The following is a 19,533-nucleotide window of genomic DNA, read 5'->3' as shown; positions in this document are numbered from 1 at the left end:
CAAGCGCCTTCAGCTCAATTGCGCTTCGGCCAGCGTGAGTGCGCGCGGGATCTTTGTCGCATCCCAGTGCGAAATGCCCCAATCCAGCAGTTCTCGTGGGCTGGCGTGCAACAGTTCGGCGCCGGGTTGCTGGCCGAGGGCGCGCAGGGCTCTCAGTAGCAAAGGCGTGGCCTGGTCGGGCGTCAACGGTGGGGAACGATAGGATTTGCCAAGCTTGTTACCGTCCGGCTGGATGATCAGCGGCACGTGCAGGTAGCGCGGTTGGCGCAGGCCGAGCAACTCTTGCAAGTAGAGTTGGCGTGGCGTGGAGTCGAGCAGGTCAGCGCCGCGCACGATGTCGGTAACACCTTGCCATGCATCGTCGAGCACCACAGCCAGTTGATAGGCATAAAGGCCATCTCGGCGACGGATGACGAAATCGCCTACATCGCGTCCCAGGTGCTGTCGGAATTCGCCCTGAACACGGTCGGTAAAGTGGTACGCAAGCTCAGGAACACGCAAGCGGATGGCGGCGTCCTGCTGATCGTGACCGGCATTGCGACACAGGCCTGGGTAGATCCCGTTGTAGGGTTCCAGTTGTTTGCGTGAGCAGGTGCAGGCGTAGGCCAGGCCTTGGTTGAACATGTCGTTCAGCACTTTGGCGTAGGCTTCGTGCCGCTCGCTTTGTCGGACCAGTTCACCGTCCCATTCAAAGCCGTAGCTTTCCAGTGCGTGCAGAATCGCGGCTTGGGCGCCGGGCGCTTCACGGGGTGGGTCGAGGTCTTCCATGCGCATCAACCAGCGGCCGTTATTGGCGCGGGCATCAAGGTAGGAGGCGAGAGCGGCGACCAGCGAGCCAAAATGCAAATGGCCACTGGGCGTGGGGGCGAAACGCCCGATATAGGTAGAGGCTGTCATGGGCCGGATACTACTGGAAATTCGGTAAACGCCAGAAACAAAAATGGGGCGTTTGCACGCCCCATTCGTTCAGCTCGGCGGGATTACTTGCCGACCTGTTTTTCCTTGATTTCGGCCAAGGTCTTGCAGTCTACGCAGAGGTCCGCGGTTGGGCGGGCTTCCAGGCGACGGATACCGATCTCGACACCGCAGGATTCGCACCAGCCGTATTCTTCGTCCTTGATCAGCTGCAGCGTCTTGTCGATCTTCTTGATCAACTTGCGCTCGCGATCGCGGGCGCGCAGTTCAAGGGCGAATTCTTCTTCCTGGCTCGCACGGTCGGCCGGATCAGGGAAGTTGGCTGCTTCGTCCTTCATATGGTCAACGGTGCGGTCGACCTCCTGCATCAAGTCCTGTTTCCACTTGTTCAGGATTTTGGTGAAGTGCTCGCGCATGGGCTCGCCCATGTACTCCTCACCTTTCTTCTCTACGTAAGGTTCGAAGCCGTTGAGGCCTTGAGTCTGCTGTTGCTTTGCTTGGGTGGACATGAATAGACCGCCTCTCACTCTTCTAATCCATTGCGCAGGATTGCAACGTCACCGACACCTGCCGGCCCTGCGGCTGCAAGCGGGCGAACTTACCAGATAGATTCGGGGTGCGCCACTCCCGGTTGTCGAGGCACATGGCTAAGGGGTTGCAAACTACATCAGCCCGCCATTGCTGGGTATGTGTTGCCTCGAGTGTTGATTTTAGTCGTTTTGCAGGCGCTTGCCCGATCCGTACAGGCCGCCGGGCAGGCAATAGAACATGTTTTACGGCACGGGTTCGGTAGAATCCAGATTTTGTCCCTACCGTTAAGGAAGGCTAATGGCTCAGCCCTACAGTGCGCGCAGTCGCGCCATCGAACCTTTTCATGTCATGGCATTGCTGGCGCGGGCCAATGAGCTGCAGGCCGCCGGGCATGACGTGATCCACCTGGAAATCGGGGAGCCGGATTTCACTACCGCTGAGCCGATCATCCAAGCCGGCCAGGCCGCATTGGCCAATGGCAAGACCCGCTACACCGCGGCCCGCGGACTGCCGGAACTACGCGAAGCCATCAGCGGTTTCTATCAGCTGCGCTACGGGCTGAACGTTGACCCCCAGCGTATTTTGATCACCCCTGGTGGTTCCGGCGCCTTGTTGCTGGCCAGCAGCCTGTTGGTGGACCCGGGCAAGCATTGGTTGCTCGCAGATCCTGGCTACCCCTGCAATCGCCACTTCCTGCGATTGGTGGAGGGCGCGGCGCAACTGGTGCCGGTTGGCCCCGAGGTGCGCTATCAGTTGACCGCTGGCCTAGTAGCCAAGCACTGGGACCAGGACAGTGTGGGCGCGCTGGTAGCGTCGCCAGCCAACCCGACTGGGACGATCCTGACCCGCGACGAATTGGCCGCTCTTTCCGGCGCAATCAAAGCGCGCAACGGCCATCTGGTGGTGGATGAGATTTACCATGGCCTGACCTACGGCACAGACGCAGCCAGCGTGCTGGAAGTAGACGATGATGCTTTCGTCCTGAATAGTTTTTCGAAGTATTTCGGCATGACGGGCTGGCGGCTGGGTTGGTTGGTTGCGCCGCCTGACGCTGTGGGTGAATTGGAGAAACTGGCGCAAAACCTCTATATCAGTGCGCCAAGCATGGCGCAGCACGCGGCGCTGGCCTGCTTCACTCCACAAACCCTGAACATTCTGGAAGAGCGCCGGGCAGAATTTGGTCGCCGTCGCGACTTCCTGCTGCCAGCCTTGCGCGAGCTGGGATTCGGTATTGCCGTCGAGCCGGAAGGCGCATTCTATTTGTATGCCGATATCAGCGCGTTCGCCGGTGATGCCTTCGCATTCTGTCGCCACTTCCTCGAAACCGAGCATGTGGCATTTACCCCAGGCCTGGATTTTGGCCGCTATCAAGCCGGCCACCATGTGCGCTTTGCCTACACGCAAAACCTCGATCGGTTACAGGAAGCAGTTGAACGGATCGCACGTGGCTTGCGGAGTTGGCAAGGCTGATGCGCTTTAATCCTCCCCTCGAAGAAGCGCGGCTGATTCGCCGTTACAAGCGTTTTCTCACCGATATCGAAACCGTTAACGGCGAGTTGCTGACTATTCATTGCCCTAATACCGGCTCGATGCTCAATTGCATGGTCGAAGGCGGGCAGGTCTGGTTCAGCCGGTCCAATGACCCCAAACGCAAGTTGCCCGGCACCTGGGAAATCGCCGAGACACCCCAGGGCCGTCTGGCGTGCGTAAACACGGCGCGTGCCAATCAGTTGGTCGAGGAGGCATTGCGTGCTGGGGTAATTACCGAACTCAATGGCTTCACCGCCTTGAAGCGCGAAGTACCCTACGGTCAGGAGAAAAGTCGCATCGACTTTCGCCTGGAGTATCCCGACGGCGCGGCCTACGTTGAAGTCAAAAGCGTGACCCTGGGCTTTGATGGCTCCTCGGTTGCCGCCTTCCCCGATGCGGTGACCCAGCGCGGCGCCAAGCATTTGCGCGAACTGGCCCATCTGGCGCGCGAGGGCGTGCGGGCAGTGCAATTGTATTGCGTCAATCTCTCGGGGATTGATGCAGTGCGCCCGGCCGTGGAGATCGACGCCGGTTACGCCTCGGCGCTACGTGAAGCCAAGGCGGCGGGGGTGGAAGTGCTGGCCTATGGCGTGCGGGTTACATCAGAAGAAATCTGTGTAGATCGACGGTTGGACGTGCTGCTCGACTAGAGTTCCACCCAAAGGCCTTGGGCGTCTTCGCGGCCAAGCAGGGGGGTGAGGCTTTGGCCGGCGCAAGGGCCGGCGATGCACTCGCCGCTTTCGATCAGGAACAGAGCGCCGTGGGTGGCGCATTGGATCAGGCTGGCGCTGGAGTCGAGGAACTGATCGGGTTGCCATTCCAGTGGAACACCGCGATGGGGGCAGCGGTTGATATAGAAGTAGGGCACGCCGTCTCGGCGCACGGCCAACAGCTTGCAGCCGTCGATGTCAAAACCGAGGCTGCTGTCTGGCGCGAGGGTGTCGGAGGAGCAGAGAAACTTCATTTCAGTCCTTAAGTGCCTTGACGTTCAAATGCAAACAATTATCAAATGCCGGCTTCGTTCGTTAGCTGTGCGGGTGCTCATTACGATGCCGGGCAAGCGTTTTCTGTCACGTCGATGAGTGCTTGAGCGGCCCTGCCCCTGGAAGGAAACCCTGTTATGCGCCTGAGTGCCAGCGCTATCGCGCTTGTTGTCGGACTGCTGGTCAACCATGGGGCCCAAGCCTCTGAACTGTCACAACGCTGGGTAAGTGCCGGTGGGGCGCTGTCGGAATGGGTGGCGGTCCTGGGCGGTGAGTCAAAATTGGTGGGGGTCGATACCACCAGCCAGCATCCCGAATCCCTCAAGGCGTTGCCGAGCATTGGGTACCAGCGACAGTTGTCGGCTGAAGGCATCCTGAGTTTGCGCCCGCAAGTGCTGGTGGGGACTGAAGAAATGGGCCCACCGCCTGTGCTGGCGCAGATTCGTAGCGCGGGCGTGCAGGTGGAGATGTTCTCAGCGCAACCGGACTTGTCTGCGTTAAAAGGCAATCTTCAGCACTTGGGCAAGTTGCTGGGCAGTGACGCCAAGGCCACCGAATTGTTTGCCGGATATGAGCAGGCGCTGAATCAGCAAAAGCGTTGGGTTGCCAAGGCTCAGTCCACCCAAAATGCGCCAGGTGTACTGCTGCTGCTCGGGCATGCAGGCGGCAAGCCGCTGATCGCGGGCAAAGACACAGCGGCTGATTGGATGTTGCAACAGGCGGGCGGGCGCAATCTGGCGACCCACAGTGGTTACAAACCTTTTTCGGTGGAGTCGTTGGCGGGGTTGAGCCCGGAGGTCCTTGTGTTTGCTGACCGTGCCCTTAGTGGTGATGCGGCGCGTGCGGCGCTATTCAAAGAGAACCCGATCCTGGCTTCCACACCGGCGGCTAAGAATGGGCGGGTGTTTGAGGTGGACACCACCTTGTTGGTCGGCGGGCTTGGACCGCGCCTGCCGCAAAGCCTGGCAGAGCTGTCTGCCGGGTTCTATCCGTCCCAGGCTAAGCCTGCCCCATGACCACGTTGGTTAAACCGAAGACGTTGTTTATTGGGCTGGCGCTGTTGTGTGTATTGGCTATCTGGCTCTCGCTGGCGTTGGGGCCGGTCAGCTTGCCATGGCTGGATACCCTCAACGCCGCGTTGCGACTGATGGGGCTGCCTATTCAGGCACAGGGGCTGGAGCAGGCTGAGCTGATCCTGGGGCAGATCCGTTTGCCGCGTACGCTGCTGGGGTTGGCGGTCGGCGGTGTGTTGGCTTTGTCGGGAGTGGCGATGCAGGGATTGTTCCGCAACCCTCTGGCTGATCCTGGGTTAGTCGGGGTTTCCAGCGGTGCGGCGTTGGGGGCTGCAGTGGCGATTGTCGGTGCTTCGTTTTTGGGCGGTTTGCCGGATGCGTTCGGGCCGTACTTGTTGTCGCTGTGCGCATTCCTCGGCGGGCTGGGCGTCACCGCATTGGTCTATCGACTGGGGCGGCGCAACGGCCAAACCAATGTCGCGACGATGCTGCTTGCCGGCATTGCCCTTACAGCCCTCGCCGGTTCTGCGGTGGGCCTGTTTACCTACCTGGCCGATGACGCCACCTTGCGCACCCTGACGTTCTGGAACCTGGGCAGCCTAAACGGCGCCAGCTATTCACGGTTGTGGCCGCTGTTGCTGGTGAGCGCGGGCGTGGCGCTGTGGTTGCCGCGCCGAGCGAAGGCGTTGAATGCATTGCTGCTCGGCGAGTCAGAAGCCAATCACCTTGGGATTGATGTGGAAAGGCTTAAGCGTGAGCTGGTCTTCTGCACGGCTTTGGGGGTGGGCGCAGCCGTGGCCGCAGCGGGCATGATTGGCTTCGTGGGCCTGGTGGTACCGCATCTGGTGAGATTGCTGACGGGGCCGGATCATCGGGTGCTGTTGCCAGCATCCGTATTGGCGGGTGCAAGCCTGCTGCTGTTTGCCGATCTGGTGGCGCGCCTTGCCTTGGCGCCGGCTGAGCTGCCGATCGGCATCGTCACTGCGTTTATAGGCGCTCCGTTTTTTCTTTACCTGTTGTTGCGGGGGCGTGCCTGATGCTGCGTGTGGAAGACTTGCAGATCTGTCGCGGGCGCAAAATTGTGTTGGCGAATGTCACCCTCGATTTATTGCCGGGCGAGGTGCTTGGCGTATTGGGCCCAAATGGCGCGGGTAAAAGCACGTTGCTAGGAGCGTTGTGCGGTGAACTGCATCCCGATCAGGGCAAGGTCTGGCTGGATCAACGACCGTTGAGCGAATGGAGTGGCGCGCAGCGGGCGCAGCGCCTCGCGGTCTTGCCACAGACGTCGACGCTGGACTTTGCGTTCCGCGTCGAACAGGTTGTCGGCATGGGGCGCTTGCCACATCACACTGGGCGAGTGCGCGACGACGAGATTATCGAGGCCGCCTTGCAGGCGGCAGATGTCGGTCACTTGAGCGGTCGCAGCTACCTGGCGTTGTCTGGCGGGGAGCGTCAACGCGTTCATCTCGCGCGCGTGCTTGCGCAGTTATGGCCAGGTGAAGCTGGGCAGACGTTGTTGCTGGATGAGCCGACGTCAATGCTGGACCCATTGCACCAACATACGACCTTGCAGGCCATTCGGACCTTTGCTGATCGAGGGGCGGCAGTGCTGGTGATCCTTCATGACCTGAACCTGGCGGCGCGTTACTGTGATCGAATTCTGTTGCTGGAGGCGGGGCGTCCCCATGCCTTGGATACACCGGCGCAGGTAATGCAGCCTGAGCCGCTGAAAGCGGTGTTTGGTCTGGATGTGCTCGTGCAACGCCATCCGGAACGTGGGCATCCGTTGATTATTGCGCGCTAGGTTTTGACAGACAAAAAAAGACCCGGCAAGAGCCGGGTCAAATAACCGTGATTAGCCTGATGAGGAGATAATCTGAGAGTCCGAACCAATGGTCTTTCAGTTATCGGCTGATCTCGCGACCAGTTGTGATAATCATAACGATTCTCATTTGAGAGTCAACATTTGTTTTTGCATGTCTTCCGCGTTCTCTCAAACGTATGTTCGAAATGCCTGTAAATGTTGGGTTTTATAGTCGAGCTAATTTTTCTGGCGTGCCGACAGAGCGTCCAATTGACGGTTCAACGCTTCCTTGCGCTCGGCAGGAATGTCGTTCCAGTGCACATCCATCAATGCCCCTTCGATGGCATACAGCAGCACTTTTGACGCACGGAACCCGCGCGTCCGCACGGCTCGGTAAGCATCGACCGCGCCCCGGCGACGCAAGTCGGACGCACTGTGGATCCCCACCGCATGCAGCCACTGTGCTGACGTCTTGCCGAGGTTTTTCAGGTGTTGCAGCTCATCGTTCATCAAGCCTCCTTGCGACGGCCGAATGGTTCGGTGGGTATCGTGACCAGGCAAGCCTGAACAGGAGTGTAGCGCTCAGTAGGAAAAGCGTAGTTCTTTAGTCGGAAACGGCCTAAAGACTCATGAGAATGACTAGATCATGCAGGCGGGAAGTCCCCGGTTCGACTATGCGAAACCGGGGTAGAGGCAGCGGGTTTTAGCGGGTACGGTAGCGTAGGCGGGTGCCGAAATTGACCGACATAAGGATCTCGTCCGCAGTCAGTTCTGGCGGGAAGTAAGTACCGGAAATCTGCGCATGGGCCAGGCTAGCCCCTTCCAGTGGGCAGTCACGCAGGTCCAGGCCACGCAAATCGGCGGAACGGAAATACGCGTCGGTAAAATCCACGCCAGCGGCGTTAAGCTCACGCAGGTCCAACCCACGGAAGTCGCCACCGCGCATGTCGATGACGCCGTCTTCTGGGCGTTCCTGGTTAAACCCGCGGACATCGTCTTTATGCAGGAGCGAGTAAAGCGGAGTATCAAGAAGCTTGGGCTGACTCATGAACGCGACTCCTGTTGGATTTATGACGCCATTATAGTGCCACTATTGCTTGGTCGTGCGACTTGGCAGACGACACGACCAAGAAATTTTTCTTACAGGCCTGGCAAGTGTTGGCGAATATGCGCGACCAAGGCATCCAGGGTCCCGCTTTCATTAGTTTCGACGCGTTTGCTGAGAAGCAGTTCCTCGGCTGTCAGCGGGTCGCGATTGGCGTGCTGTTCTTCGATAACCGTCAATGTCGCGTCGGAAGGGTCGTTTTTATCTGCCTGACGTTGCGCCAACCAACTTGAGATAACGGCCTGAGGCGCATTGCAATCCAGGATCAGGAAGGGTGCACCGGTGGCTTCAGCAATCTTTGCAGCTGCATCACGTTGTTCACGCTGAAGGAAGGTCGCATCCAGCACCACTGGGTAACCTGCGCGAAGGACGGTGTCGGCGATTTCATTCAAGCGCGCGTAGGTCGCCGCGCTGGCATCGGCTGCATAGATGCCGGCCTGATGCGTGTTTTCCACATGTTGCTCGCCGAACAGGCGCTTGCGCTCCACATCCGAACGCAGGCGCACAGCGCCCAAGGCTTCGACCAGGCGCATGGCAACGTGGCTTTTGCCTACAGCCGAAACACCGTGGGTAATCGCCAGGAAGCGCGATGGAATGGTGCTGTAGCTTTCCGCCAGGTTGGCATAGTTGCGGTATTGGCGCAGGGTCGTCGCGCGCTGCACCGGGCTGGCTTCGCTCGGCATGCTGAACAGTGAAACCTTGGCGCGTACCAGCGCGCGGTAGGCTTTATAGAAGTTCAGGACTTCCAGGCCCTGATAATCACCGGTCAGCTCAAGGTATTGGCTGATGAAGCGACGCGCCAGGGACTTGAGGCCACGGTCTTCCAGGTCCATGGCCAGGAAGGCGGTGTCGGCGTACACGTCGGTAAAGCGGAAAGGCTCGTTGAACTCGATGCAGTCGAAGATCACCACGTGGCCATCGATCAAGGTTGCGTTACCCAAGTGAATATCACCGTGGCATTCGCGGGTGAAACCCTCCAGCTTGCGCTGGGCGAACAGCGGCTTGAGGCGCTCGAAGCTGCTTTCGGCCCAGGCGTGCAGCGCGACCAGTTGAGCCAGGTCAGCCTTGTCGCTGAGGAACGGGCGGATCTGATCGAAGTTCTGGCGAACCGGTGCCATCACTTCGTCCGGGGTGCCGGCAGGATGTTCTTGCGGGACTTTCGGCGCGGTGAGGTGGAAGTGCGCGATCTGCTTGGCCATCTCATCAATGTGCGCGCTGGTCAGTTCGCCGTTGGCTTGCAAGGTACTGAGCAATTGGCTTTGTGGGAACTGACGCATTTTCAGCGCGTACTCGATGACCGGGCCATCGCCACCCAGTTGCGGGGCTTCGGCAGTGCCGGTGATCGGCAACACTTCAAGATACAAATCGTCGGTCAAGCGCTGGTTGAGGCGCAGTTCTTCCCGGCAGAAGTGGCCGCGTTTTTCCAAGTCGGTGAAATCCAAAAAGCCGAAGTTCATCGGCTTCTTCAGTTTATAGGCGTAGGAACCGGTCAGTACGACCCAGGAAATATGGGTCTCGATGACTTGGAACGCTTCAACCGGATGGGGGTATAAAGCCGGGTTTTGCAGGGCAGCGATCAGGGACTGGCTCACGGGCGATCCTTCAGAGTCTGGGGAAAAGCATGGCGGGCATTATGGCTGCTGCGGCCGGTCGTGCAAACCGCTGTCCGGCTCATGTTGATCCTCAATAAAGTGCGTATAATCCGCCGCCATGACTCGAACCCGATCTCCCCGTTCCCGTAAAAAACCTCCCTCCCGTGGCCTTCGCCCTTGGCTGGGCTGGGCGCTCAAGCTTGGCTTGGTAGGCTTTGTGGTGCTCGCCGGCTTTGCGGTGTACCTCGACGCTGTGGTCCAGGAGAAATTCTCCGGCAAGCGCTGGACCATTCCGGCCAAGGTATACGCGCGCCCACTGGAGCTGTTCACCGGCCAGAAGCTGAGCAAGGACGACTTCCTGACCGAGCTCGACGCCTTGGGCTACCGCCGCGAGCCCGTGAGCAACGGTCCGGGTTCGGCCGCCGTCACGGGTAACACCGTCGACCTGAATACCCGTGGCTTCCAGTTCTACGAAGGCCTGGAAAAAGCCCAGCCGGTGCGCGTGCGCTTTTCCGGCGATTACGTAGCCGAGTTGTCGTCGCTCAATGGCTCCAAGCTGCCCGTGGTTCGCCTGGAACCGCTGATGATCGGCGGCATTTACCCGAAAAACCTTGAAGATCGCATTCTGATCAAGCTTGATCAGGTGCCGCCGTACCTGCTGGAAACACTGGTTGCCGTCGAAGACCGCGATTTTTATCACCACTGGGGCGTCTCGCCGAAGTCGATTGCTCGCGCGATCTGGGTGAATACGTCCGGCGGTAAGATGACCCAGGGCGGCAGCACGCTCACGCAACAATTGGTCAAGAACTTCTATCTGACCAATGAGCGCAGCCTGACGCGTAAGCTCACCGAAGCCATGATGGCGATGTTGCTGGAGCTGCATTACAGCAAGCAGGAAATCCTCGAGGCTTACCTCAATGAGGTGTTCGTCGGCCAAGATGGCCAGCGCGCCGTGCATGGTTTTGGCTTGGCCAGCCAGTTCTTCTTTGGCCAGCCGCTGTCTGAATTGAAGCTGCATCAGGTCGCGCTGCTGGTGGGCATGGTCAAGGGGCCTTCCTACTACAACCCGCGTCGTAACCCTGAGCGCGCACTGGAACGTCGTAACCTGGTGCTCGATGTGCTTGAGCAACAAGGCGTTGCCACGGCGGACCAAGTCGCTGCGGCGAAGAAAATGCCACTGGGTGTAACCACCCGCGGCAAGCTGGCGGACAGCTCCTTCCCAGGCTTTATCGACCTGGTCAAACGCCAACTGCGTGAAGACTACCGCGATGAAGACTTGACCGAAGAAGGCCTGCGGATCTTCACCAGTTTCGACCCGATCCTGCAGATGAAAGCCGAAGCGTCCGTCAATGACACCTTCAAGCGCCTCAAGGGCCGTAAAGGCTCCGATGAAGTCGAAGCGGCAATGGTCGTGACCAACCCGGAAACCGGTGAAGTGCAGGCCATGATCGGCAGTCGCCAGGCCAACTTCGCCGGTTTCAACCGCGCGCTGGATGCAGTGCGGCCGATTGGCTCGTTGGTCAAGCCCGCGGTCTACCTGACCGCCCTGGAAAAACCGAGCAAATACACCCTGACCAGCTGGCTGTCGGATGACCCATTGTCGGTCAAAGGTGCTGATGGCCAGGTGTGGACACCACAGAACTTCGACCGTCGCTCCCACGGTACGGTGTTCCTATACCAAGGGATCGCGCACTCCTACAACATCTCGACTTCCCGCCTCGGCCTTGAAGTCGGCGTGCCGAACGTCCTCAAGACGATCGCGCGACTGGGGGTTACCCGTGAGTTCCCGGCCTTTCCGTCGATCCTGCTGGGGGCTGGCGCGATGACCCCAATGGAAGTCGCAACCATGTACCAGACCCTGGCCAACGGTGGTTTCAATACACCGATGCGCGGGATCCGTAGCGTGTTGACTGCCGAAGGTGAGCCGCTCAAGCGTTACCCGTTCCAGATTCAGCAACGTTTTGACGCGGGCTCCATCTACCTGATCCAGAACGCCATGCAGCGCGTGATGCGTGAAGGAACCGGGCGTTCGGTTTATAGCGTGCTGCCGGCGAACCTGACATTGGCAGGCAAGACCGGTACCAGTAACGATTCGCGCGACAGTTGGTTTGCCGGCTTCGGCCAGGACGTGCTGGCGGTGGTGTGGCTGGGGCGCGACGACAACGGCAAGACCCCGTTCACCGGTGCTACCGGTGCGCTGCAGGTCTGGACCAGTTTCATGCGCAAAGCCGACCCGCTGCCGTTGAACATGCCGCAGCCGGATAACATCGTTCAGGCCTGGATTGATCCGCACACGGGTCAAGGCTCCGATGCCAATTGTCCGGGCGCGGTGCAGATGCCGTATATTCGCGGCAGCGAACCGCCACCCGGTGCCGCATGCGCTGGCAGTGCACCTGCTGACGCGGAATCGGTGATGGATTGGGTCAAGGGCTGGATGAATTAAGCAAAGAGGGTTTCAAGTGAACAAATGGTTGTTTCCAGCTATTACAGCTCTGGCTTTGCTCAGCGGTTGCTCCAGCGTTCAACGCGGCTCCATTCCCGTGGTGGACTCGAGCACAGCCGTCTCCAATAACGACCGGATTTCGGCCAATGGCGGGTTCCGTCAAACCGTGACCAAGCGTCCTGCGCAGGCAACGACCCAGGCCATGCCACAGGATTCCGGCGTGGTGGTGATGGTGCCAGGCGGCGGCGCAGCGGCATCGGCGCCGATCAGTGCTGAGCCCTGGACACCGGGGCCAAGCACCTCGGGCCCGATTGACTCCACGCCGGTTCAAGCGGCGCCGATCAATCAAGGCACCTACAACATGCCGTCGACGCCAAGTGGTATTCCGTCATCCTCCAGCGGTGGCGGCCTGTCGGCTGATGAGCAATTGGACGGCCCGGTGCTGGCGCTGCTGACCACTGCCCAGCAACAGCAGGCAGGGGGTGATTTGAACGGCGCTTCGTCCAGCCTTGAGCGCGCCCAGCGTGTTGCACCTCGCGAACCTCAAGTGTTGTATCGCTTGGCGCAAGTACGCATGGCCCAGGGCGACGCGCCGCAAGCCGAGCAGTTTGCCCGTCGGGGCCTGACCCTGGCTCACGGTCGTCCAGACCTGCAAGCCAGTCTGTGGGCCTTGATTGGTGACGCGCGTGCTGCACAAGGTGACGCAGCCGGCGCGGCCCAGGCTCGCCTGAAAGCCAAGGTCAGCCTCTGATGGATGCACGCTTTCCCGCAATTGCCGAACAGTTATTGCTGATTGAGCGCGAATTGCGCGTGCAGGGCTGGTGGGACGAGATGTCCCCCAGCGTCGAGGCACTCAGCAGCGTTGAGCCCTTTTCGGTAGACACCCTGGACTTTCACCAGTGGCTGCAATGGATCTTCCTGGTGCGCATGAAGCAGATCCTCGAGCAGGACCTGCCATTGCCAAATGCTTCAGGGATCATGGAGATGGCGGAGATGGTATACGCTGACCGTCCGCTGGAAAGCCTCGGCTTGCGCAATGCGCTGAAAAAGTTCGACCAACTGATCGCCGACGCTCGTTAATTGCCTGACTGCCGGGTTTTCCGGCAGTCTTGCGCACATTTCTACCGCTTGACGACATTCAGGCGAGTTTTATCCCTCCTCAAACCCCTTTCTCCTACGTTCTCATGCGCTTAGTTGGAAAAAAGCGCAATTATTGCTTGACTTGAAGGGGCTGAAACAGAAGAATCCAAAGTCCGCTGTATCGGGACTGCCAGAAGCAGGCCCGCTCAGCAGATCATGAGGCGCACATCCGCGCCGACCTGTTACACCCGCAACGCGTTACCTCGCGCTGGGTGGGAAAAGCCCGCAACACTTGGGACGATCCCAATACTTGCTCAGTCAGTGCTGACGTAGTCGGCGACCACCGTCGCTCATGCTCTGTTGAGAAGTAAACCTATTAAGACCCGTCGGTTTTCAACGGACGGTATTCTGGCGTTTTAGAGGTGAACAACGTGGAGCTTTTATCTGGCGGTGAGATGCTCGTCCGCTTTTTGCGTGACGAAGGTGTCGACTATATCTACGGGTACCCAGGGGGTGCTCTGCTGCATGTCTACGACGCACTGTTCAAGGAACCGGCTGTTACCCACATCCTGGTTCGCCACGAACAGGCCGCGACCCATATGGCTGACGGTTATGCCCGTGCCACCGGTAAAGCCGGTGTGGTACTGGTAACATCCGGCCCAGGCGCAACCAATGCCATTACCGGCATCGCGACTGCCTATATGGACTCCATCCCGATGGTGATCATTTCTGGCCAGGTGGCAAGCACCATGGTCGGTACCGATGCATTCCAGGAAACCGACATGATCGGTATCTCCCGGCCGATCGTGAAACACAGCTTCATGATCAAGCATGCGTCGGAAATTCCGGAAATCATGAAAAAGGCTTTCTACCTCGCACAGTCCGGTCGCCCTGGGCCTGTCGTGGTCGATATCCCGAAAGACATGACCAATCCGGCGGAAAAATTCGAATATATCTTCCCGAAAAAAGCCAAGCTGCGTTCCTACAGCCCGGCCGTTCGTGGGCACTCGGGGCAAATTCGCAAGGCAGCAGAAATGCTCCTGGCAGCCAAGCGTCCCGTGTTGTACTCGGGTGGTGGTGTGATTCTGGGCGGCGGTTCCGCACCGCTGACCGAACTGGCCAAGCTGCTCAACTTGCCGGTGACCAACACCTTGATGGGCCTCGGCGCATTTCCGGGTACGGATCGCCAGTTCGTCGGCATGCTCGGCATGCACGGCAGCTACACCGCCAACCTGGCGATGCACCATGCCGATGTGATCCTTGCAGTGGGTGCACGTTTCGATGACCGGGTAATCAACGGCGCGAGCAAATTCTGCCCGAACGCCAAGATCATCCATATCGACATCGACCCGGCGTCCATCTCCAAGACCATCAAGGCCGACGTCCCGATCGTAGGCCCTGTTGAAAGCGTATTGACCGAGATGGTTGCCGCGCTCAAGGACATCGGCGAAGCGCCGAACAAGGAATCCGTCGCCAGTTGGTGGAAGCAGATTGACGAATGGCGCGGTGATCGCGGCCTGTTCCCTTACGACAAGGGCGACGGCAGCATCATCAAGCCACAAACCGTGATCGAAACCCTGTGCGAAGTGACCAAGGGCGACGCCTTTGTGACCTCCGACGTGGGCCAACACCAGATGTTCGCTGCGCAGTACTACAAGTTCGACAAACCTAACCGCTGGATCAATTCCGGTGGCCTGGGCACGATGGGCTTTGGTTTCCCTGCGGCCATGGGTGTGAAACTGAGCTTCCCGGACACAGACGTCGCGTGCGTCACCGGTGAGGGCAGCATCCAGATGAATATCCAGGAACTGTCGACGTGCCTGCAGTACGGCCTTCCAGTGAAGATCGTCTGCTTGAACAACGGCGTGCTGGGCATGGTTCGTCAGTGGCAGGACATGAGCTACAACAGCCGTCACTCCCATTCCTACATGGAGTCGCTGCCAGATTTCATCAAATTGGTTGAAGCCTATGGCCACGTCGGCATTCGCATCACCGACTTGAAAGATCTGAAGCCGAAGATGGAAGAAGCGTTCGCCATGAAAGATCGCTTGGTGTTCATTGATATCAAGGTGGATACCAGCGAGCACGTCTACCCGATGCAGATCAAAGACGGCTCGATGCGCGACATGTGGCTGAACAAGACGGAGCGTACTTAATCATGCGGCACATTATCTCCCTGCTTTTGGAGAACGAACCCGGCGCTCTGTCCCGTGTTGTCGGCCTGTTTTCGCAACGCAACTACAACATCGAAAGCCTGACCGTGGCCCCGACCGAAGACCCGACCCTGTCGCGCCTGACGTTGACCACCGTGGGCCACGATGAGGTGATCGAGCAGATCACCAAGAACCTCAACAAGCTGATCGAAGTGGTCAAGCTGGTCGACCTGTCGGAAAGTGCCCACATCGAGCGCGAGTTGATGCTGGTCAAGGTCAAGGCCACCGGCGCCCAGCGTGCCGAGATCAAGCGCACTACCGATATTTATCGCGGGCAGATCGTCGATGTGAGCGCCAGCGTTTATACCGTTCAACTGACCGGTACAAGCGACAAGCTGGACAGCTTCATCCAATCGATCGGGACGGCCTCGATTCTGGAAACAGTACGCAGTGGTGTCACCGGGATTGCCCGTGGCGACAAAGTACTCAGCATTTAACCCAAATTAGTGAATGGCCTTACGGCCTGGATATATAGAGGAACCTCATGAAAGTTTATTACGAAAAAGATTGTGACCTGTCGATCATCCAGGGCAAGAAAGTCGCCATCATCGGCTACGGCTCCCAGGGTCATGCGCAAGCGTGCAATCTGAAAGATTCCGGCGTTGACGTGACTGTTGGCCTGCGCAAAGGCTCGGCCACTGTTGCCAAGGCTGAAGCCCATGGCCTGAAAGTGACTGACGTTGCTTCCGCCGTTGCTGCTGCCGACCTGGTCATGATCCTGACCCCGGACGAGTTCCAGTCCGCGCTGTACAAGAACGAAATCGAGCCGAACATCAAGAAGGGCGCCACCCTGGCCTTCTCTCACGGCTTCGCGATTCACTACAACCAGGTAGTGCCACGCGCTGACCTCGACGTGATCATGATCGCGCCGAAAGCCCCGGGCCACACTGTGCGTTCCGAGTTCGTCAAAGGCGGCGGTATCCCTGACCTGATCGCGATCTACCAGGACGCTTCGGGCAATGCCAAGAACGTTGCGCTGTCCTACGCTGCGGGTGTTGGCGGTGGTCGTACCGGCATCATCGAAACCACCTTCAAGGACGAGACTGAAACCGACCTGTTCGGCGAACAAGCCGTTCTGTGCGGCGGTACCGTTGAACTGGTAAAAGCCGGTTTCGAAACCCTGGTTGAAGCTGGCTATGCGCCGGAAATGGCCTACTTCGAATGCCTGCACGAACTGAAGCTGATCGTCGACCTCATGTATGAAGGCGGTATCGCCAACATGAACTACTCGATCTCCAACAACGCCGAGTACGGCGAGTACGTGACTGGCCCGGAAGTGATCAACGCCGAGTCCCGCCAGGCAATGCGCAACGCGCTGAAACGCATTCAGGATGGCGAATACGCCAAAATGTTCATCAGCGAAGGCGCGACCGGCTACCCTTCGATGACCGCCAAGCGTCGTAACAACGCCGCTCACGGTATCGAAATCATCGGCGAGCAACTGCGCTCCATGATGCCGTGGATCGGTGCCAACAAGATCGTCGACAAAGCCAAAAACTAAGTCGTACGCATCAACGGAAAACGCGGCTTAGGCCGCGTTTTTTCGTTTGTGGGCTGGTTCTGGTATAAAGCTGCATCGTTTGCGTGCGAACACTCGCCGCACGTATTTGTCGAATTTTTTCAAACCGTTGCAAGGTAAAGTCCATGAGCGAACGTCCCGAAGAGCCACACCAGGCTTCTGACGCCGAAAGCCTGCTGCCGATCGATGAGCATGTCGAAGAAGGGCATGACGCCGAAGGTCGCAAGGTCCGGCATCGTGGCATCTATCTTTTGCCCAACCTGTTCACTACGGCAAACCTGTTTGCCGGCTTCTATTCCATCATCAACTCCATGAGCGCCCAAAGTGCGTTGGCCGCGGGTGATGCGGTGAGTGCCAGTAAGTATTTCGGTTTTGCTGCCATTGCCATTTTCGTTGCCATGGTGCTCGACGGCCTTGATGGTCGCGTGGCACGCATGACTAACACGCAAAGCGCCTTCGGTGCCGAGTACGACTCGTTGTCGGATATGGTCGCGTTTGGTGTAGCCCCTGCGTTGCTGGCATTTGCCTGGGCGCTGGGTGATATGGGTAAGGTTGGCTGGATGGTCGCCTTCATCTATGTTGCGGGCGCTGCTTTGCGTCTGGCGCGCTTCAATACTCAGGTGGGCACTGCCGACAAGCGGTATTTCATCGGTCTTGCCAGCCCGGCGGCTGCGGGGGTGGTGGCAGGTATTGTCTGGGCGTTCAGTGATTACGGCATTCAGGGTTCGAAAATGTCGTTCCTGGTGGCGTTGATGGTAGCTGCTGCCGGCATGCTGATGGTCAGCAACATCAAGTACAACAGCTTCAAAGAGCTGGACCTCAAGGGGCGTGTGCCTTTCGTGGCAATTCTGGCAGTGGTGCTGGTGTTCGCCGTGGTGTTCAGTGATCCGCCGCGTATCCTTTTGCTGGCCTTTCTGGTCTACGCCGCTTCGGGCCCGGTTCAGTACCTGTTGCATCTGCGCCGCGACAAAACATTGCCTTAATGTAATTTCCCCCATACTCCGCAGTCTATTGGTGTATCAGTTCTCCAATGCTGCGGGGTTGCCATGTTAATCAAATTGCCTAAAGCGTCCGATTGCCATGAATCGGATGTCACTCCTGAATCCTTCTATCTTTCTCGCCGCCGCTTGCTCGGTGGTGCGCTTGCCAGTATCGCAGCCAGCAGTTTGCCGCGTTGGGCCAATGCTGAGGAAGCCTCACGTTATGCTGATGTCGAAGCGGGCAGGGCGCCGAGCTGGTTTGCCGAGAAGCTGCCGAGTACCAAATGGCAGGCGGTCACGGTAAAGGACGAAGCGATCACGCCGTTCAAGGATGCGACTCACTACAACAACTTCTATGAGTTTGGTACGGACAAGGGTGATCCCGCAGCGAATGCGGGCTCGCTCAAGACCGAGCCCTGGAGTGTGGTGATTGATGGCGAAGTCGCCAAGCCGGGGCGATATGCCCTGGAAGACTTTATGAAGCCGTATCAATTGGAAGAGCGTATCTACCGTCTGCGCTGCGTCGAGGCGTGGTCGATGGTCATCCCCTGGATCGGTTTTCCGATCTCGGCCTTGCTCAAGCAGGTTGAGCCAACCTCCAAGGCCAAGTACATCCGCTTTGAAACTCTCCAGGATTCCAAGAGTATGCCGGGCCAGCGTTCGAGTTTCGGCTTGATCGATTGGCCTTATATAGAAGGGTTGCGCCTGGATGAGGCGATGAACCCGCTGGCGATCCTGGCTGTTGGCATGTATGGGCGCGAACTGCCCAACCAGAACGGCGCGCCGCTTCGTTTGGTTGTGCCTTGGAAGTATGGCTTCAAGAGTGTGAAGTCCATTGTGCGGATCAGTCTCGTGAGCGAGCAACCGAAAACCACTTGGCAGAGCATTGCCGCGGATGAGTATGGGTTCTATGCGAATGTGAACCCCACGGTCGACCACCCACGCTGGACTCAGGCTCGGGAGCGTCGTCTGCCGAGCGGCCTGTTCAGTCCGAATGTGCGTGAAACGCAGATGTTCAACGGCTACTCCGATGAGGTGGCTTCTCTTTATACCGGTCTGGATTTACGGAAGAACTACTGATGCGCTATCCAGTTTGGCGCATTGGCGTCTTTATAGCTGCGGCGATATGGCCGTTGTATTGGCTGTATGAGGCGTGGGGTTTCGCCCTTGGGCCTGATCCGGGCAAGGTTCTGGTCGATCGACTGGGGTTGGGTACGTTGATCTTGTTGCTGATTACGCTTGGGATGACCCCGCTGCAGAAGCTTAGCGGTTGGGCCGGGTGGATAGCGGTTCGTAGACAATTGGGTTTGTGGTGCTTTGCCTATGTGGTGCTCCATCTGGCTGCTTATTGTGTGTTTGTGCTGGGGTTGGATTGGACGCAGTTGGCGGTGGAATTGCGCAAGCGGCCTTACATAATTGTGGGGGCGTTAGGGTTCCTGTCGCTGTTGGTATTGGCGGTGACGTCGAATCGTTATAGTCAGCGTCGGCTGGGGAATCGTTGGAAGAAGCTGCATCGCCTGGTGTATGTGATTCTTGGTTTCGGCTTGCTGCATATGCTGTGGATTGTGCGGGCTGATCTCAAGGAGTGGGCTATCTATGCTTCTATAGGCGTGGTGCTCTTAGTGCTGCGGATACCGCCTGTAATGCGTCGGATCCCCCGCCTTATTGCGAAAAAACCACTTTCTGCAACAAAAGCGTAATTAAGGGTTGACGGCAGATTCTGGAAGTCTATAATTCGCCCCACTTCCGGCGCAGTCGAAACGGAAAACTCCTTGGTAAACAAAGAGTTATGCGAAATTCGACAGCGAGTTGCTTCAGTTGATCG

20 protein-coding genes are annotated in these 19,533 nt (G+C 58.4%); 14 read left to right on the top strand and 6 right to left on the bottom strand.

Annotated features, from left to right (window positions below):
• Positions 1–9: 9 nt before the first annotated feature.
• Positions 10–897 (bottom strand): tRNA glutamyl-Q(34) synthetase GluQRS, encoded by an 888-nt coding sequence (gene gluQRS / locus AACY36_RS14020; protein ID WP_339420308.1) that lies wholly within the window; start codon positions 895–897, stop codon positions 10–12.
• 83 nt (positions 898–980) lie between these two features.
• Positions 981–1,424: an RNA polymerase-binding protein DksA gene (dksA, locus tag AACY36_RS14015; RefSeq protein WP_025857127.1), complete on the bottom strand. Its 444-nt coding sequence runs from the start codon at positions 1,422–1,424 to the stop codon at positions 981–983.
• A 319-nt stretch (positions 1,425–1,743) separates the two neighbouring features.
• Between dksA and AACY36_RS14010 the strand changes: the two genes are divergently transcribed.
• Both AACY36_RS14010 and sfsA read left to right on the top strand, forming a co-directional pair.
• Entirely contained in the window at positions 1,744–2,916 is a 1,173-nt protein-coding gene (locus tag AACY36_RS14010) for a pyridoxal phosphate-dependent aminotransferase (RefSeq protein ID WP_339420309.1), read from the top strand.
• The gene (gene sfsA, locus AACY36_RS14005) at positions 2,916–3,626 is read left to right on the top strand and encodes a DNA/RNA nuclease SfsA (protein WP_339420310.1); all 711 of its coding nucleotides are present in this window, start codon (positions 2,916–2,918) and stop codon (positions 3,624–3,626) included. The genes AACY36_RS14010 and sfsA overlap by 1 nt, the downstream gene beginning before the upstream one ends.
• Here sfsA and AACY36_RS14000 read toward each other — a convergent pair.
• Positions 3,623–3,940, bottom strand: coding sequence for a Rieske (2Fe-2S) protein (locus AACY36_RS14000; RefSeq protein WP_339420311.1), 318 nt, complete (start codon positions 3,938–3,940; stop codon positions 3,623–3,625). The genes sfsA and AACY36_RS14000 overlap by 4 nt on opposite strands.
• A gap of 156 nt (positions 3,941–4,096) precedes the next feature.
• On the opposite strand from AACY36_RS14000, the gene AACY36_RS13995 reads away from it, so the two are divergent.
• The 3 genes from AACY36_RS13995 to AACY36_RS13985 are packed head-to-tail and all read left to right on the top strand — an operon-like array spanning position 4,097 to position 6,776.
• A complete protein-coding gene (locus tag AACY36_RS13995) occupies positions 4,097–4,975 on the top strand; it encodes a heme/hemin ABC transporter substrate-binding protein (RefSeq protein WP_339420312.1) in 879 nt (292 codons plus the stop codon).
• Positions 4,972–6,009: a FecCD family ABC transporter permease gene (locus AACY36_RS13990; RefSeq protein WP_339420313.1), complete on the top strand. Its 1,038-nt coding sequence runs from the start codon at positions 4,972–4,974 to the stop codon at positions 6,007–6,009. The genes AACY36_RS13995 and AACY36_RS13990 overlap by 4 nt, the downstream gene beginning before the upstream one ends.
• On the top strand, positions 6,009–6,776 hold the full coding sequence (locus AACY36_RS13985) for a heme ABC transporter ATP-binding protein (protein ID WP_339420314.1): 768 nt from the start codon (positions 6,009–6,011) through the stop codon (positions 6,774–6,776). The genes AACY36_RS13990 and AACY36_RS13985 overlap by 1 nt, the downstream gene beginning before the upstream one ends.
• Positions 6,777–7,013: 237 nt before the next feature.
• Here AACY36_RS13985 and AACY36_RS13980 read toward each other — a convergent pair whose 3' ends face one another.
• The 3 genes from AACY36_RS13980 to AACY36_RS13970 all read right to left on the bottom strand — a co-directional run bounded on the left by AACY36_RS13980 (position 7,014) and on the right by AACY36_RS13970 (position 9,473).
• The gene (locus AACY36_RS13980) at positions 7,014–7,286 is read right to left on the bottom strand and encodes a TfoX/Sxy family protein (RefSeq protein ID WP_339437538.1); all 273 of its coding nucleotides are present in this window, start codon (positions 7,284–7,286) and stop codon (positions 7,014–7,016) included.
• Positions 7,287–7,479: 193 nt separating this feature from the next.
• A complete protein-coding gene (locus tag AACY36_RS13975) occupies positions 7,480–7,824 on the bottom strand; it encodes a pentapeptide repeat-containing protein (RefSeq protein ID WP_339420315.1) in 345 nt (114 codons plus the stop codon).
• A gap of 92 nt (positions 7,825–7,916) precedes the next feature.
• Positions 7,917–9,473, bottom strand: a complete 1,557-nt coding sequence (locus tag AACY36_RS13970) for a bifunctional aminoglycoside phosphotransferase/ATP-binding protein (protein ID WP_339437539.1) — start codon at positions 9,471–9,473, stop codon at positions 7,917–7,919.
• Between the two features lie 118 nt (positions 9,474–9,591).
• On the opposite strand from AACY36_RS13970, the gene mrcB reads away from it, so the two are divergent.
• The 9 genes from mrcB (at position 9,592) to msrQ (ending at position 19,408) form a co-directional block, all read left to right on the top strand.
• Positions 9,592–11,916 (top strand): penicillin-binding protein 1B, encoded by a 2,325-nt coding sequence (gene mrcB, locus AACY36_RS13965; protein ID WP_339420317.1) that lies wholly within the window; start codon positions 9,592–9,594, stop codon positions 11,914–11,916.
• A 16-nt stretch (positions 11,917–11,932) separates the two neighbouring features.
• Entirely contained in the window at positions 11,933–12,667 is a 735-nt protein-coding gene (locus tag AACY36_RS13960; protein WP_339420318.1) for a tetratricopeptide repeat protein, read from the top strand.
• A complete protein-coding gene (locus AACY36_RS13955; protein ID WP_065875696.1) occupies positions 12,667–12,996 on the top strand; it encodes a YqcC family protein in 330 nt (109 codons plus the stop codon). Before AACY36_RS13960 ends, AACY36_RS13955 begins: the two co-directional genes overlap by 1 nt.
• A gap of 431 nt (positions 12,997–13,427) precedes the next feature.
• A complete protein-coding gene (locus AACY36_RS13950; RefSeq protein WP_339420319.1) occupies positions 13,428–15,152 on the top strand; it encodes an acetolactate synthase 3 large subunit in 1,725 nt (574 codons plus the stop codon).
• A gap of 2 nt (positions 15,153–15,154) precedes the next feature.
• Complete coding sequence (ilvN, locus tag AACY36_RS13945; protein WP_003176102.1) at positions 15,155–15,646, top strand: acetolactate synthase small subunit; 492 nt, start codon at positions 15,155–15,157, stop codon at positions 15,644–15,646.
• Between the two features lie 47 nt (positions 15,647–15,693).
• Positions 15,694–16,710 carry a ketol-acid reductoisomerase gene (gene ilvC / locus AACY36_RS13940; protein ID WP_007948647.1) on the top strand — a complete coding sequence of 339 codons (1,017 nt, stop codon included), beginning with the start codon at positions 15,694–15,696 and terminating at the stop codon, positions 16,708–16,710.
• A 143-nt stretch (positions 16,711–16,853) separates the two neighbouring features.
• On the top strand, positions 16,854–17,711 hold the full coding sequence (pssA, locus tag AACY36_RS13935; RefSeq protein WP_049711521.1) for a CDP-diacylglycerol--serine O-phosphatidyltransferase: 858 nt from the start codon (positions 16,854–16,856) through the stop codon (positions 17,709–17,711).
• A 63-nt stretch (positions 17,712–17,774) separates the two neighbouring features.
• Positions 17,775–18,788: a protein-methionine-sulfoxide reductase catalytic subunit MsrP gene (gene msrP / locus AACY36_RS13930; protein WP_339420320.1), complete on the top strand. Its 1,014-nt coding sequence runs from the start codon at positions 17,775–17,777 to the stop codon at positions 18,786–18,788.
• A complete protein-coding gene (msrQ, locus tag AACY36_RS13925; RefSeq protein WP_339420321.1) occupies positions 18,788–19,408 on the top strand; it encodes a protein-methionine-sulfoxide reductase heme-binding subunit MsrQ in 621 nt (206 codons plus the stop codon). Before msrP ends, msrQ begins: the two co-directional genes overlap by 1 nt.
• Positions 19,409–19,533: the final 125 nt, after the last annotated feature.

Origin of the sequence: Pseudomonas sp. EA_15y_Pfl1_P101 (assembly GCF_963970835.1) — a bacterium.
GTDB lineage: Bacteria > Pseudomonadota > Gammaproteobacteria > Pseudomonadales > Pseudomonadaceae > Aquipseudomonas > Aquipseudomonas tritici.
The sequence above is the reverse complement of the archived record's forward strand: the minus strand, read 5'-3'. Positions and strand labels throughout refer to the sequence as shown.

Coding starts and splice junctions, on each gene's coding strand:
- gluQRS (WP_339420308.1), bottom strand. CDS start 897: ATGACAGCCTCTACCTATATCGGGCGTTTCGCCCCCACGCCCAGTGGC.
- dksA (WP_025857127.1), bottom strand. CDS start 1,424: ATGTCCACCCAAGCAAAGCAACAGCAGACTCAAGGCCTCAACGGCTTC.
- AACY36_RS14010 (WP_339420309.1), top strand. CDS start 1,744: ATGGCTCAGCCCTACAGTGCGCGCAGTCGCGCCATCGAACCTTTTCAT.
- sfsA (WP_339420310.1), top strand. CDS start 2,916: ATGCGCTTTAATCCTCCCCTCGAAGAAGCGCGGCTGATTCGCCGTTAC.
- AACY36_RS14000 (WP_339420311.1), bottom strand. CDS start 3,940: ATGAAGTTTCTCTGCTCCTCCGACACCCTCGCGCCAGACAGCAGCCTC.
- AACY36_RS13995 (WP_339420312.1), top strand. CDS start 4,097: ATGCGCCTGAGTGCCAGCGCTATCGCGCTTGTTGTCGGACTGCTGGTC.
- AACY36_RS13990 (WP_339420313.1), top strand. CDS start 4,972: ATGACCACGTTGGTTAAACCGAAGACGTTGTTTATTGGGCTGGCGCTG.
- AACY36_RS13985 (WP_339420314.1), top strand. CDS start 6,009: ATGCTGCGTGTGGAAGACTTGCAGATCTGTCGCGGGCGCAAAATTGTG.
- AACY36_RS13980 (WP_339437538.1), bottom strand. CDS start 7,286: ATGAACGATGAGCTGCAACACCTGAAAAACCTCGGCAAGACGTCAGCA.
- AACY36_RS13975 (WP_339420315.1), bottom strand. CDS start 7,824: ATGAGTCAGCCCAAGCTTCTTGATACTCCGCTTTACTCGCTCCTGCAT.
- mrcB (WP_339420317.1), top strand. CDS start 9,592: ATGACTCGAACCCGATCTCCCCGTTCCCGTAAAAAACCTCCCTCCCGT.
- AACY36_RS13955 (WP_065875696.1), top strand. CDS start 12,667: ATGGATGCACGCTTTCCCGCAATTGCCGAACAGTTATTGCTGATTGAG.
- ilvN (WP_003176102.1), top strand. CDS start 15,155: ATGCGGCACATTATCTCCCTGCTTTTGGAGAACGAACCCGGCGCTCTG.
- ilvC (WP_007948647.1), top strand. CDS start 15,694: ATGAAAGTTTATTACGAAAAAGATTGTGACCTGTCGATCATCCAGGGC.
- pssA (WP_049711521.1), top strand. CDS start 16,854: ATGAGCGAACGTCCCGAAGAGCCACACCAGGCTTCTGACGCCGAAAGC.
- msrP (WP_339420320.1), top strand. CDS start 17,775: ATGTTAATCAAATTGCCTAAAGCGTCCGATTGCCATGAATCGGATGTC.
- msrQ (WP_339420321.1), top strand. CDS start 18,788: ATGCGCTATCCAGTTTGGCGCATTGGCGTCTTTATAGCTGCGGCGATA.